Below are 13,428 nucleotides of genomic sequence, written 5' to 3' on the forward strand. Positions count from 1 at the left end.
GCAGCGAAGTCGACCGGCACGGCACGTTCGGAGGCTCTCAGCCGCCGGGTTCGGGCGGATCGGCAGGGGGCTGTCGATCGACGAGGCTGCGCCGCGTCCTGCGCGGGCCGAGGGTTCACCGACGACGCCGGCGAGGGCGCCTGGAGACCGGTCCGGAGCACCCGACGAGCAGGGGCCCGGCGCCCCGGGAAGGGCGCCGGGCGGTCAGCCGCTGAGGATCACGCGGTCCACTTGACGTAGGAGTTGAACTTCCCGCCGGCGTCGAAGGTGGCCATGTTGTCCCATCCGTCGCCGGTGCCGTTGATGTCCGCCGGGTCCCAGCCGTTCCCGGCGATGGCGTACCAGGTCGGCTCCCAGTAGAAGACGCCGATGGCGCCGGCGTTCCGGGCGGTGTTCTGGATCCAGCTGAACTCGGTGCCCTGGCCGGCCTTGGTGGCGGGCTGGCCGTCGCAGGTGACGGTGCCGGGGATCGAGTTGGACTGGCTGTCGGCATTGGCGGTGGTGTACATGTACGCCGTCTCGGCGACGACTACCGGTTTGCCGTACCGGGACCTCACGTCCGCGATCACGTTGTACAGGTTCGCCAGCGTGCCGTGCCACATGCAGTAGTAGGACAGCGCGGTGATGTCCCAGGTGACGCCCTGGGCCTTGATGCCGTCGTAGAACCAGCGGGCGTTCGCGTCACTGTCCGCGTCCGCGGTGTGGATCATCACCTGGGTGCCGGAGTTGCAGGCCTTCGTCGCGTTGTAACCCTGTTTGAGCAGCGAGGCCAGCGGCGCGAAGTTGTTGTTGGTGACCTTGCCGGCCGGCCACAGCATGCCGACGTTGATCTCGTTGCCGATCTGCACGCTGTCCGGGGTGGTGCCCTGCGCCTTCAGTGCGGTGCACACGTCGTAGGTGTAGTTGTAGACGTCGGCCTGCAACTGGGTGAGCGAGTGCGAGCTCCACGCCGCCGGCGGGTACTGCTTGCCGGGGTCCGCCCAGGTGTCGGAGTAGTGGAAGTCGACAAGCAGCTTGAAGCCCTTGGCCTTGATCGTTTTCGCCTGCTGGAGCACCTTGGCCTTGTTGTTGTAGCCGCTGGCCGGGTTGTTCCAGACGCGCAGCCGCAGGTAGTTCGCGCCGGCGCCCTTGAGGATGTCGTACGGGTCGGCCTGGGCGCCGGCCGCCGTGTAGTACCTGCCGCCCAGGTCGAGCGTGCGCTGCAGCGACGACACGTCGGCGCCGAGCATGCCGAGGGAGGCGGCTCGGGCGGGGTGGGGGGTGAGGGCCAGCGTCAGGAGCACGGCTCCGACGACGGCCAGGAGGGATTTGCGCATGTCGCTCCTTCGGGGATAGGAACAGAAATCAGCGACGCCGAGCGGGGTACGGGTTGATCCGCCCGTATCGTCGACGGTCGCCGTGTTCTCCCGGGCGTTGCCGGGGTGCTCGACGTCCCACCGGTTGCCGTCGGTCGCGGTCCAGGCGGGCTCCCGGTGGAGGACGCCGAGCGCCCCGGATGCCCGGGCGGCATCCCGCACCTGGGTGAACTCCCGGGCCCGCCCCCGCGGCGACGCGTGGATCGGGTCGCACGGGCCGGCCGAGGTGATGATGTTCTCCAGGCGCGGAGCATCGCCGGCGAGCGGGTCTTCCGTGAAGCGATGATCATCAATGTCGCTGGGTTCATGACGCTCCTTTGCCGACAGGAAGGGCGCACGGGAAGCCGGGAGAGAGAAAAGGTCAGGCAGGTGAGGAGGTACGCAGCACCAGGCTGGTGGGCACGGTGACGGAGAGGGGCGTACGGCCGTTGATCACGTCCACGAGGAGCCGGACCATCTCCTCGCTGATGCGTTCCAGGGGCTGGCGCACCGTGCTCAGCGGCGGCTCGGTCGTCGCCGCCAGCCCCGAGTCGTCGAAGCCGACCACCCGCACGTCGCCGGGCACCGCGCGCCCCGCGTCGCGCAGCACCGGCAGGGTGGCCGCGGCGATCGCGTCCGACGCGGCGAACACCGCGTCCACGTCCGGGGCGCGGTCCAGCAGCGTCCGCATCCCGGAGGCGCCGTTCTCGCGACGCCAGTCGCCGTGCACGATCAGGTCCTGGTCGACCGGCAGGCCGTGCGCCATCAGCGCGTCGGTGTATCCGGCCAGGCGGTCCACGCCGCCGGAGGTGTCCAGCGGCCCGGTGATCGTGGCGATCCGCCGGCAGCCGGCGGTGATCAGGTGCTCGGTGGCGATCCGCGCCCCGGCCCGGTCGTCGGCCGAGACCGAGCTCATCACGTCCTCCAGGCCGAGCACCCGGCCGCAGGCCACGATCGGCACCTGGGCCGTGACCAGCTGCTTGAGCAGCGGGTCGCCGGAGTGCGGGGAGACCAGCAGCACCCCGTCGACGTGGCCGCCGTTGAGGAACGCGATCGTCCGGCTGCGTTCCTCGGGGGTGGAGGCGATCATCAGGATCAGGGTCAGCTCGCGGTCGGAGAGCGCCTGAGCCACGCCGCGCAGCAGCACCGAGAAGTTCGGGTCCTCGAAGAGCAGGTGCTGCGGCTCGGTGAGCAGGAACGCGATCGATCCGGAGCGGCCGGTGGCCAGCGATCGCGCGTGCTGGTTCGTCGTGTACCCGGTCCGGGAGATCGCGTCCCGGACCGCGCGCACGGCCTCCGGACTGACCCAGTCACGCCCGTTGAGGACCCGCGAGACGGTCGCGTACGACACCCCGGCCTCGCGAGCGACATCGCGGATGGTGGGGCGTTTGCGCGACACGTTCGGGATCATAGTCGTCACCCTTGCCTATGCCTTGACGCCGCCGGCGGCCAGGTCGACCTGCCAGTACCGCTGGAGCGTGAGGAACAGGGCGATCAGCGGGACGATCGACACGAGCGCGCCGGTCACCACCACGGTATACATCGAGGGCTGGCTCGCACCCTGGTTGAGCAGGCCGTTCAACCCCACCGTCAGCGGATACAGCTTGTCGTCGCCCAGCATGATGTACGGCAGCATGAAGTTGTTCCAGATCGCCACGAACTGGAAGAGGAACACCGTCACCAGGCCGGTGCGCATCATCGGCAGGACCACCCGGGCGAAGGTGCGCCAGTCGCCGGCCCCGTCGATCCGGGACGCCTCGAGGATCTCCGACGGCACCGCCGCGGCGGCGAAGATCCGGGCGAGGTAGATGCCGTACGGGCTGATGAAGCTGGGCAGCAGCACCGCCCAGTAGGTGTTGGTCAGCCCGATCCCGGACAGCAGCAGGTACTGCGGGATGGCCAGGATGACGCCCGGGACCAGCACGCCGGCCAGGATCACGTTGAAGACCAGGCCCTTGCCCGGGAAGTCGAACTTGGCCAGGGCGTACCCGCTCATCGCGGAGAGGAGGGTGGAGACGGCCGCCCCGACACCGGCGTACAGCGCGGTGTTGGCCATCCACCGCCAGTACAGGCCGTCCCGGTAGCCGCTCAGGTCGCCCAGGTTGTCGAGCAGGTGGGTGCCCGGCGCGAGGGTGAACGTGGAGAACAGCTCACCGGCGCTCTTGCTCGAGGCGATCAGCACCCAGACCACCGGGAGCAGACAGTACGCGGCGCCCAGCAGCAGCAGGGTGGTGGCCAGCTTGCTGTTCTTCATGAGTCTTCCTGGTCGAAGGCCCGGCGCCCGACCAGCTTGAGGAAGCCGAAGGACAGCAGGAACGTGGCGAGGGCGATGACCACCGAGGTGGCGGCCGCGGAGTGGATGTCGTTGCGGACGAACGCGTCCCGGTAGACCTTCATCAGCGGGGTCCAGGTGAAGGAGATCGTGTTGCTGAGCGGCTTGAGCGTCATCGGCTCGGCGAACACCTGCAGCGTCGCGATCATCGAGAAGACGAACGTCATGATCAGGGATGGCAGCACGATCGGGATCTTGATGCGCCAGGCGATCGCGAGCTCGGACGCGCCGTCGATCCGGGCCGACTCGTACAGGCTGGTCGGCACGGACTTCAGCGCGGTGTAGAGGACGATCATGTTGAAGCCGGTGCCGCCCCAGACCGCGACGTTCGCCACCGCGTACAGCACCCACGACGAGGAGAGCAGCTCGGGCGTGCCGATCCCGAGCTTGCCCAGGGCGTAGCCGAAGGGGCTGACCCGGGGCAGGTAGAGGAAGCCCCAGAGCAGCGAGGCGACCACGGCCGGCACCGCGTACGGCAGGAAGATCGAGATCCGGGCGAAGCCGCTCAGCGCCGGCCGGGTGCGGTTCGCGTCCAGCAGCAGGGCCATCAGCAGCGCCAGGCCGAGCATGGCCGGAACCACGATCAGGCCGTAACCCAGGATCCGGTAGACGCTGGGCAGCCACTCCGGGTCGGTCATCGAGCGGGCGTAGTTGCTCAGCCCGGCCCACACCTCGGTGCGGGACTTCGAGCCGAGGCCGAGGCCGCTCACCTTCACCTTGCGCAGGCTCAGGTAGCCGGCGTAGCCGATCGGGGCGGCCAGGAAGAGGGTGAACAGCAGCAGTCCCGGGGCGAGGAAGGCGTACGGGACGCCGGCCCGCCGGATGGATCTTCGGGTGGTGGTCAGCGACATCGCCAAGACCCTTCCTGTGGGGGATCGGGTGGGGTGGTCGAGCCCCACCCGGTGCAGGTCATCCGGCGACGGTGAAGCCGCTGTTCTTCATGTCGTCGACAGTCGCCTTCTGGATGGTGGCGAGCGACTCGGTGAAGGCGGACGCCTTCTTCGACTCGGCGGCCTTGCCGAACGCGTCGTTGAACGCGCTGTACGCGACGTTGACGTTCGGGCCGTAGGTGAACGGCCGGGCCTGCTTGCCGGCCTCGGCGGCGATCGTGTAGAAGTCGCTCTGGCCGGCGAAGAACGCCGGCGGCGTGGTCAGCACGCTCGTCGCGTCGTTCGCGGCGGGGTAGACGTTCGCGGTGCCGGCGAGCAGCTTGAGCGCGGCCGGGTCGCTGTTGAGCCACGCGATGAACTCAGCGGCCTCCTTCGGGTGCTTGCTCTGGCTGGTGACGCTGGTCGCCGAGCCGCCCCAGTTGCCGGTCGCCGGGCTCGCGGCGTCCCACTGCGGCATGGACGCGGCCTTCCACTTGCCCTTGGTCTCCTTGGCGCTGCCCTCCAGCACGCCCGGCGCCCACACCGCGGAGACCCAGCCGACCTGCGAGCCGTCGTTGAGAGCGGCGTTCCACTCCGGGGTGTACATCGGCTTGTTGTCGATGACGCCCTTCTCCACCAGGCCGCCCCAGTAACCGGCCACCTTCTGGGTCGCCGCGTCGTTGACGTCGACCGTCCAGGAGTCGCCCTGCACGCCCCACCAGGATGCGCCGGCCTGCTGCGCCAGCCCCACGAACAGGCCCGCGTCGGCGGCGGAGAACGTGCCCAGGTACTGCTTCGGGTTCGTCTTGTGGATCTTCTCGGCCGCGGCCGCGTAGTCGTCCCAGGTCTTGGGCGCCTGCAGGCCGTTCTTCTCGAAGACGTCGGAACGGTAGAAGAACATCAGCGGGCCGGAGTCCTGCGGGACGCCGTAGAGCGCGTCGCCGCCCAGGGTGACGCTGTTCCACGCGGCGGCCGGAAACTTGTCCTTGAGCGAGCCGGCCTGGGAGGAGATGTCGGCGAGCGCGTCGGCGGAGATCAGGGTGGGGATCTTCTGGTACTCGGCCTGCATCACGTCGGGCGCGCCGGAGCCGGCCTTGATCGCGGTGAGCAGCTTGGTGACGGCCGGGTCGCCGCCGTCCTGCTTGTTGACCGTGACGTGGATGTCCGGGTGCGTCGAGTTCCAGCCCTCGACCACCTTGTCCATGTTCGGCGCCCAGCTCCAGTAGGTCAGCGCGACCTTCTCGCCGCCGCCTGCGCTGTCGGCCTTGTCGTCGGAGCCGCTGCACGCCGTGGTGGTGAACAAAGCCGCGGCGGTCAGGGAAGCCAGCAGCGGAGCAAGGGTCTTTTTCATTGGTCCTCCTTGATGGGCACGCCGGGTGAGGGCCACGGGTCGATGCCTGTGACCGGTTACAGTGCTGCTGTTACGGGGATGTGTCAAGCCCTTGCCTTGAGCCGGTTGATCCTGTGTATCGTTCGGGCCTGCCGGACTGTGACCGGTTACAGTCCGAACGGAAAGAGGGGTTCTCGTGCCCAACCAAGCGGAGCCACTCTCCGTCCGCCACCAGCCCTGGGCGACGCCCCTGCGCAGGCCACGGATGAGCAACACCGAGGACGTCCGGCCCGGCCTGTCACTGACGAACCGGTACCTGACGCGCAACGGTGTCCCGGTCATCCCGGTCTCCGGGGAGATGCACTACAGCCGGGTGCCGCGGCATCGCTGGGCCGAGCGCCTACGCCAGATGAAGGCCGGCGGCGTCACCGTGGTGGCCAGCTACGTCTTCTGGCTGCACCACTCGCCGGCCCCGGGGGAGTGCCGCTTCGACGGCAACCTCGACGTCGGCGCCTTCGTCGACCTGGCCGTCGAGACCGGCCTGGAGGTCGTCCTGCGGATCGGCCCGTGGGTGCACGCCGAGAGCCGCAACGGCGGCTTCCCGGACTGGGTCCAGCGCGCCCCGGTCCGGCACCGCACCGACGACCCCGGCTATCTGGAGCTCGTCGCGGACTGGTTCGGCCGGCTCGGCGCCGCCGTCGGCGACCGCTTCGGCAAGGTGCTCGGCATCCAGCTGGAGAACGAGCTGTACACCCAGCCCGGCCACCTGCGCACGCTCAAGCGGATGGCCCGCGAGGCCGGCATGGCCGCGCCGATCTGGACCGCCACCGCCTGGGACAGCGCGGAGCTGCCCGAGGAGGAGGTGCTCCCGCTCTACGGCGGGTACGGCGACGGCTTCTGGGTGGACGCGGACGCGCCGTGGGCGCCGAACTTCCGCGACCACTACTTCTTCTCACACGTCTGGGACGACCCGGGCATCGGCGCCGACGTGCGGCGCGCCCAGAACATCGAGGCGGCCAAGGGCGGCCCACGCACCCCGTCCGATCTCTTCCCGGCCGCCACCTGCGAGCTCGCCGGCGGGATGGCCACCGCGTACCACAGGCGCCCGCGCCCGTCCGCGCTGGACGTGGCGACCATCGCGCACTGCAAGATCGGCAACGGGTCGGCCTGGCAGGGTTACTACATGTATACCGGCGGCACCAACCCGAGCAGTCCGGAAGGCATGCAGGAGTCGCACGCCACCGGCTACCCGAACGACCTGCCGCGCCTCGGCTACGACTTCCACGCCCCGATCGGCGAGGCCGGCGCGCTCGCCCCCAGCCACGCCGAGTTGCGCCGCCAGCACATCTTCCTGTCCGCCTTCGGCGACCGGCTGGCCGAGATGCCGTCCAGCCTGCCGGACGTGCGCCCGAACGGCGTGGAGGACAGCGAGACCCTGCGCTGGGCGCTGCGCAGCGACGGCCGCAGCGGCTTCCTCTTCGTCGCCTGGCACCAGCCGCACGTCCCGCTCGACACCTACCGGGGGGCACGCTTCCGGGTCGTACTCGAGGAGGGCGCTCTGGAATTCCCGGCGGAGCCGGTGGACATCCCGGCCGGGACCCTCGCGCGCTGGCCGGTCAACCTGACCGCCGGCGGCGTGCGTATCGCCTGGGCCACCGCCTCCGCGCTGACCCTGCTGCCCGGCGCGGTGCCTACGCTGGTGCTGCTCGCCGACGCCGGCATCAGCCCCTCGCTGGCCGTTTCCGATCAGGCGCCGATCGCGCTCGTGCCGGGGCTGGCGCCGGTCCGGCTGGAGACCGCGACCGGCGCGCTCGACGTGCTGGTGCTGCCGGCCGAGACCGCCGGGTCCGTCTGGGTCTGTGCGGAGGCCGGCCGCCGGCTGCTGCTCAGCGACGACGAGCTGCAGTGGGACGCCGCCGGGCGGCTGTCGGTCAAGACCGGCAGGGCGACTGCGGCGGTACGGGCCTACGACCCGGCCGCCCGCACGTTCACCGACCTGGCGATCGGGCCGTGGCGTGCCCCGCTCGCCGCCGAGGTCCGCGCCGTCGAGCTGCGCGCGGCCACCGCCGTGCCGGCCCGGTACGGCGAGCACGACGGCCGCCCGTCCGCTCCGGGCCGCGCGGCGTTCGACGAGCACGCCGCGGTCTACCGCCTTCAGCTGCCGGACTGGGCCGCCGACCCGGAGCACGACGCGCTGCTGCGCATCGACTGGGCCGGTGACGTCGCCGAGCTGCGCGTCGACGGCGTCCCGGTCACCGACCGGTTCTGGGACGGCTCGCACTGGCTGGTCAACCTGGTCGACGCCGGCTACCGCGCGGGCGCCGAGGTGACCCTGCACCTGCTGCCGCTGGCCACGGTCTCCCGGGTGTCGGTGCCCGAGGACGCCCGGGACCGCCTGGTCGCCGCGGACCCGCAACTGCTGGCTCTCGACGCGATCCGGGTGACCGGCCGCGGCGTCGCCACCGAGCCGGAGCCCGTGCAGCGGGTGGGCCGGACGGCCGACGGACGCGTGATCGTCCACTCCGACGACACCGAGCCGTTCGTCGCGCGCTGACCTCCGCGGAACGCGACGACCTGGCCGGATCTATCTGGACGTGCTGGGCCGGCTCGGCCGTTACCTCCCCGGCCAGGAGCCGCCGCCCCACATCGGCGGCGTGCGCCAGGCGCCGGTCCGGGCTGGACGCGACGCGCTGCTGACCGGCGCGAGTCCGGCCGGGCCCCGGTGGGCCCGGCCGGATCGGCACGCCGCCGGGTTCACCCGATGGTGAACTTGACCTCGGCCAGGGCGCTGTTGTCGATGACCTCGTCGTCGCAGCTGAGCTTCGCCGTCGTGGTGCAGTAGAACTCGTTCGGCGCGCCGTACGGGTTGAGCCAGGTGATGGTGAACTCGCCCTTCTCGGTCCGGAAGGTGATGTTGCCGGCGGTGCCGCCCTTCTCCTCGTCCGACACGGTGCGGAACCAGTCGGAGTCGCCGGCCGAGATGTCCTTGAAGGGCCGGACGTCCCAGCCCCCCTCGGTGACTCGGTAGCGGGCCCGGGTGAAGTCGTAGCTGCTGTCGTTGACGACGGTGATCTTGACGGCGTGGTCGCCGACCTTGGCCTGCGCGACGCCGGGAAGGCCGGCGGCGAGTCCCGCGGTGGCCAGCGCCGCGGCGGTTCCGATACGCAGAAGATTCATGACTGTCTCCACAGCTCCCGTTGGATAAGTACGACGATTCGGGGCGAACAGGACAACCCCGGACGTACTCGTCGAGTATCGCGTACCGCAAATCGCTTACCCGGAGAATGTTTGAAATCGAATCCGACGAGTTCTTACCGCTGACACTTCCGCACGACGGTCACCGTCGATCCGGCCTCGACAGCCAGCGACAGGGTGAGCCCGTCCTTGAGCGGCACGCAGGACACCTCGGACCCGCGGCGGATCAGCAGGTAGTCTTCGGTCGACTGCCGGGGCACGAACCAGGTCAGCGCGACCGCCGCCACCAGCGCGGCCATGGCCCCCACGACCGCTCGCCGCGCCTGCCGCAGCAACCTCGCGGCGCTCTGCTCCTGCCTCTGGAAACCGTCACGGACCTGGGCGTACGTGCTCAGCGCCGACCCGATGCTGCCCTGCGCCGCCTCGGCCGCGCACCACGTCGCGAACCCGGCGCCACCGATCGCCGCCAGCACACAGATCCCCGCCGCGACCCGCCACCCGACGGGCAGCTGATCCACACTGCGCGGCCCGGCGACCAGGGCCACCAGGCTGAGCAGCCCGGTCAACGACCCGATCGTGGCCGCCCAGCGGCCGGCCACCGCCCGCACGTCGTACAGCGAGTCCAGCGTCAGCCGCCGCGCCCGCGCCTGCCACTCCCGGTCCACCGCGGTCACCGTGCCGGGCCGCGCCCGCAGCCTGATCACGGCTGGTCCGCCAGCAGCTCGAGGTAGGCGGCGCGGCCGCACCCGGTGCGCCCGGCGGGCCGTCCCTCGTGGTCCTGCACGCAGTCGCAGACCACCAGCACCGGCTCCGGCCCGGTCGGCGGGGTCCACCTCGGATCGGGCCGGGCCCCGGGCGCCATGATCACCGTGACCACCCGCGTCTCGGTCGGATGGCCGCAGGTCGGGCAGTCGCCGGACAGCCGGACCCCGCCGGCGATCTGCTCGACCGCCCAGGTCCGCTCCACGGCCTCCGGCCAGCCCGGCGGCGTCTCCTCGCGGTACGGAACGGTCATGGGCACGCCCCTCCGTGATGGTGGCTTCGCGTCATGCTAGGTCGCCGAGTCCACCATCGAGCAGACGGGTCCGGCGGCGGGTCCGGCGTAGTAGGGTCCAGCCATGGGCGGTGATCGATCTCTAGGCGTCGAGGAGCCGGCCGCCGTCCACTACGAGCAGGAAGAACGGCCGGCCCGGGAGCTGGGCGGACGCGTCGGAACCGGGGTCGCCGGGGTCGCCGCCGGGGCTGGGCTGTGCACCCTCTGGCAGGTGTTCCGGCCGCTCGCGCAGGGCAGCCAGTTCTACCTGATCGTCTTCCTGGCGGTGACGCTGCCGCTGGTGTTCCTCGCGTACAAGGCACGACGCGACAGCGACCGGAAGCCCACCTGGAGCGACTGGATCCTCGCCGCCGCCGCGCTGGTCGCCTGCCTCTACCCGGTCAACCCGCTCGGCGGGGGCTACGACGGTTTCCTCGACCGGCAGGCGCTGCTCGAACCCGTCGACGTCGCCTTCGGCGCCGTCCTGCTGGTCCTGGTCGTCGAGGCCGCCAGGCGAACGACCGGGCTGGCGCTGCCCGTCGTCTGCCTCGCCTTCCTGCTGTACGGGTACTACGGCGGCCGGCTCCCGCAGGACTGGCCGATCGCCCACGCCGGACTCGACTTCGCGCAGATCGTCGACGCGCTGTACAACTCGGGGAGCGGGTTCTACGGCACGCCGCTGGACGTGGCCGCGACGTACATCGTGCTCTTCACCATCTACGGCGCCGTGCTCGACCTCTCCGGGGCCAGCCGGTTCTTCGTCGAGCTGTCGGTCGCCGCGTTCCGTAGGTCGCGCAGCGCCGCCGGGCGGACCGCCGTGGCCGCGGGCTTCCTGCTCGGCACCGTCTCCGGGTCGGGGACCGCGACGGCGGTCAGCGTGGGCGCGGTCACCTGGCCGATGCTGCGCCGCGCCGGGTACCCGCCCGAGCAGGCCGGCGGCATGCTCGCGGCGGCCGGGGTCGGCGCCATCCTGTCACCGCCGACGCTGGGCGCCGCGGCGTTCATCGTCGCCGAGTACCTCGACGTCTCCTACCTGACCGTGCTGGGCTGGGCGACGATCCCGACGCTGCTCTACTACCTCGGCATCCTGCTGGCTGTGGAGATCGACGTACGCCGGTTCGGGGTGCGCGCCGTGGATCCGCCCACGACCAGCGCGTGGCGGCTGCTGACCCGGTCCGGCTACCACTTCTCGTCGCTCGTCCTGATCGTCGTGCTGCTCGCGATCGGGGAGAGCGCCACCCGCGCCGTGGTCTACGCGACGCTGCTCGCAGTGGCGCTGTCCTTCCTGGACCGCGGGGCGCGGCTGACCCCGGTCCGGCTCTTCGGCGCGCTCGCGGCCGGGGTCCGCGGGGTGCTGCCGGTGGTCGCGGTGTGCGCCGCGGCCGGTGTGATCACCGCTGTCACCACCAAGACCGGCCTCGGCGCCCAGCTCGCGTCCCTGCTGGTCAGCGGCGCGCGGGCGATCACCGACAACCCGGACGTGGTGCTCGCCTCGACGGTGGTGCTGGCCGCCGTGGCGCTGTCCGTGCTGGGCCTCGCGGTGCCGGTGACAGCCAGCTTCATCATCGGCTGGGTGATCATCGGGCCGGCATTGCTGGGGCTCGGGGTGGCCGCGCCGGCCGCCGCCATGTTCGTCTTCTACTACTCGGTGCTCTCCGAGGTCACGCCGCCGACCGCGCTCGCCGCGGTGGGCGCGAGCGCCATCACCGGCGGGCGGACCATGCCGACGATGTGGCAGGCGCTGAAGTACGCGCTGCCGGCGTTCCTCGCGCCGATCGCCTTCGTGCTCACCGATCGCGGCGAGTACCTGCTGGCCAGAGGGCCGATCGGCGGCATCCTGTGGACCAGCGCGGCGGCCGGGCTGGCGGTGCTCGGGCTGGCCGTGGCGACCGGCGGCTGGGTGCCGGGCATCGGCCCGGCCGGGGCGCCGAGCCGGGTGCTCGGCGCCGTGGCCGGGTTGTTCCTGCTCTACCTCGCGCCGCTCGCGGCCGGCGTCGGCGTGGCGGCGCTGGCGGTCGCCGCGCTGCTGGCGGCCCTCACCCGGGGGCGCGACGACACAGGCCGTACCAGAGACGGCACCGAGACAGCGACCGGAGGACCCGCATGAGACGAATCCTGGCCGTCACCACCCTGTCCGCGCTGGCCCTGGCCGCCACCTCGTGCGGCGGCCGGCAGAACACCGCGGCCACCGACGCCGGTGGCGACGTCACCTGTCAGGTCGCCCAGGACACCCGGATCGGCATCGCGACCGGCAACGCCACAGGTGTCTACTTCGCGCTGGGCAACGCCTTCGCCGAGCAGGTGAACGCCTCCGGCGGCAAGGTGCGGGCCACCGCCGCGGAGACCGGGGCGTCGGTGCAGAACATCCAGCAGCTCGTGGCCGGCACCTACGACGTGGCGTTCTCGCTCGCCGACACGGCCGCCGACGCGGTCGGCGGCACCGGCGGCTTCACCGCGAAGCAGCCGGTCGCCGCGCTGGCCCGGATCCACACCAACTACACGCAGGTGATCGTCCGCAAGGCCGCCGGGATCAAGGACGTCGCCGGGATGAAGGGCAAGCGGATCTCCACCGGATCGCCGAAGTCCGGCACCGAGGTGATCGCCAACCGTGTCCTGACCGCGGCCGGTCTGGACCCGGCGAAGGACGTCAGCGCGCAGAAGCTCGACCTGACCAAGACCGTGGACGGGATCAAGGACGGCACGATAGACGCGTTCTTCTGGTCCGGCGGCCTACCCACCCCGGGGATCACCGACCTGCTCACGACCGCGAAGGACCAGGTCGAGTTCCTGGACATCACCCCGCTGCTGCCCGAGCTGCGGAAGATCAACGAGGTGTACCAGGAAGGGGTCGTCCCGGCGGCGGTCTATCAGCAGGCAGCCGACGTGAAGACCGTCGTCGTGCCGAACTTCCTGCTGGTCCGGGCGGACCTGGACCCGGACGTGGCCTGCGTGCTGACGAAGACCCTGTTCGACAGGAAGGCGCAGCTGGCGCAGGCCAACGCGGCGGCCAGGGAGATCACGCTGGAGACGGCGCGCAGGACGTCGCCGGTGCCGGTGCACCGCGGCGCGGAGAAGGCCCTCGACGACCTGCACGCCCCGCAGTGACGGTCCGGCGGCCGCGCGCCGGTCACCAGGTCGTGGCCGCCGGTCCCCGCCGGAGCCGACCGGACGGGTCGGGCTGAGGACAAATGCGTTGCCGGTCCGGGGCGGGCCTTCTAGGTTGGACACAGCTTCCACGTCTCGAGGAGTTCAGGACGATGCTGTGTCCGGACCTTTATCCCGCCCCGGATCGGTGGCGCGGCTGAGCCCGCCCGCACATGTGCGCCGCTGATCCC

Annotated in this window: 11 protein-coding genes; 3 read left to right on the forward strand and 8 right to left on the reverse strand. The window is 71.2% G+C overall.

All coding sequences use genetic code 11. The features are described from left to right. Window positions 1–218: 218 nt before the first annotated feature. From Asi03nite_RS07945 to Asi03nite_RS07965, 5 genes are all read right to left on the reverse strand, one after another. Entirely contained in the window at window positions 219–1,316 is a 1,098-nt protein-coding gene (locus tag Asi03nite_RS07945; RefSeq protein ID WP_203677783.1) for a glycoside hydrolase family 53 protein, read from the reverse strand. Window positions 1,317–1,716: 400 nt separating this feature from the next. Beyond that, a complete protein-coding gene (locus Asi03nite_RS07950; RefSeq protein WP_239102524.1) occupies window positions 1,717–2,733 on the reverse strand; it encodes a LacI family DNA-binding transcriptional regulator in 1,017 nt (338 codons plus the stop codon). A 27-nt stretch (window positions 2,734–2,760) separates the two neighbouring features. After that, window positions 2,761–3,588, reverse strand: a complete 828-nt coding sequence (locus Asi03nite_RS07955) for a carbohydrate ABC transporter permease (RefSeq protein WP_203677785.1) — start codon at window positions 3,586–3,588, stop codon at window positions 2,761–2,763. Continuing rightward, entirely contained in the window at window positions 3,585–4,517 is a 933-nt protein-coding gene (locus Asi03nite_RS07960; RefSeq protein ID WP_203677786.1) for a carbohydrate ABC transporter permease, read from the reverse strand. Before Asi03nite_RS07960 ends, Asi03nite_RS07955 begins: the two co-directional genes overlap by 4 nt. A 58-nt stretch (window positions 4,518–4,575) precedes the next feature. Next, a complete protein-coding gene (locus tag Asi03nite_RS07965; RefSeq protein WP_203677787.1) occupies window positions 4,576–5,886 on the reverse strand; it encodes an ABC transporter substrate-binding protein in 1,311 nt (436 codons plus the stop codon). 244 nt (window positions 5,887–6,130) lie between these two features. On the opposite strand from Asi03nite_RS07965, the gene Asi03nite_RS07970 reads away from it, so the two are divergent. Then, window positions 6,131–8,419 carry a beta-galactosidase gene (locus Asi03nite_RS07970; RefSeq protein ID WP_203677788.1) on the forward strand — a complete coding sequence of 763 codons (2,289 nt, stop codon included), beginning with the start codon at window positions 6,131–6,133 and terminating at the stop codon, window positions 8,417–8,419. A gap of 200 nt (window positions 8,420–8,619) precedes the next feature. Here Asi03nite_RS07970 and Asi03nite_RS07975 read toward each other — a convergent pair whose 3' ends face one another. The 3 genes from Asi03nite_RS07975 to Asi03nite_RS07985 all read right to left on the reverse strand — a co-directional run bounded on the left by Asi03nite_RS07975 (window position 8,620) and on the right by Asi03nite_RS07985 (window position 10,075). Then, window positions 8,620–9,042, reverse strand: coding sequence for a hypothetical protein (locus tag Asi03nite_RS07975; RefSeq protein ID WP_203677789.1), 423 nt, complete (start codon window positions 9,040–9,042; stop codon window positions 8,620–8,622). Window positions 9,043–9,176: 134 nt separating this feature from the next. Beyond that, entirely contained in the window at window positions 9,177–9,764 is a 588-nt protein-coding gene (locus Asi03nite_RS07980) for a hypothetical protein (RefSeq protein ID WP_203677790.1), read from the reverse strand. Continuing rightward, window positions 9,761–10,075, reverse strand: a complete 315-nt coding sequence (locus Asi03nite_RS07985; RefSeq protein WP_203677791.1) for a hypothetical protein — start codon at window positions 10,073–10,075, stop codon at window positions 9,761–9,763. The genes Asi03nite_RS07980 and Asi03nite_RS07985 overlap by 4 nt, the downstream gene beginning before the upstream one ends. Before the next feature lie 103 nt (window positions 10,076–10,178). Between Asi03nite_RS07985 and Asi03nite_RS07990 the strand changes: the two genes are divergently transcribed. Together Asi03nite_RS07990 and Asi03nite_RS07995 are read left to right on the forward strand one after the other, a co-directional pair. Next, entirely contained in the window at window positions 10,179–12,200 is a 2,022-nt protein-coding gene (locus Asi03nite_RS07990; RefSeq protein WP_203677792.1) for a TRAP transporter permease, read from the forward strand. Further along, window positions 12,197–13,198, forward strand: a complete 1,002-nt coding sequence (locus Asi03nite_RS07995; protein ID WP_203677793.1) for a TAXI family TRAP transporter solute-binding subunit — start codon at window positions 12,197–12,199, stop codon at window positions 13,196–13,198. Before Asi03nite_RS07990 ends, Asi03nite_RS07995 begins: the two co-directional genes overlap by 4 nt. The last annotated feature ends 230 nt before the right edge of the window (window positions 13,199–13,428 follow it).

It is taken from the genome of Actinoplanes siamensis (assembly GCF_016862395.1).
Taxonomy (GTDB): Bacteria; Actinomycetota; Actinomycetes; order Mycobacteriales; family Micromonosporaceae; genus Actinoplanes; species Actinoplanes siamensis.

Coding starts and splice junctions, on each gene's coding strand:
- Asi03nite_RS07955 (WP_203677785.1), bottom strand. CDS start 3,588: ATGAAGAACAGCAAGCTGGCCACCACCCTGCTGCTGCTGGGCGCCGCG.
- Asi03nite_RS07985 (WP_203677791.1), bottom strand. CDS start 10,075: ATGACCGTTCCGTACCGCGAGGAGACGCCGCCGGGCTGGCCGGAGGCC.
- Asi03nite_RS07960 (WP_203677786.1), bottom strand. CDS start 4,517: ATGTCGCTGACCACCACCCGAAGATCCATCCGGCGGGCCGGCGTCCCG.
- Asi03nite_RS07945 (WP_203677783.1), bottom strand. CDS start 1,316: ATGCGCAAATCCCTCCTGGCCGTCGTCGGAGCCGTGCTCCTGACGCTG.
- Asi03nite_RS07970 (WP_203677788.1), top strand. CDS start 6,131: ATGAGCAACACCGAGGACGTCCGGCCCGGCCTGTCACTGACGAACCGG.
- Asi03nite_RS07965 (WP_203677787.1), bottom strand. CDS start 5,886: ATGAAAAAGACCCTTGCTCCGCTGCTGGCTTCCCTGACCGCCGCGGCT.
- Asi03nite_RS07975 (WP_203677789.1), bottom strand. CDS start 9,042: ATGAATCTTCTGCGTATCGGAACCGCCGCGGCGCTGGCCACCGCGGGA.
- Asi03nite_RS07995 (WP_203677793.1), top strand. CDS start 12,197: ATGAGACGAATCCTGGCCGTCACCACCCTGTCCGCGCTGGCCCTGGCC.
- Asi03nite_RS07990 (WP_203677792.1), top strand. CDS start 10,179: ATGGGCGGTGATCGATCTCTAGGCGTCGAGGAGCCGGCCGCCGTCCAC.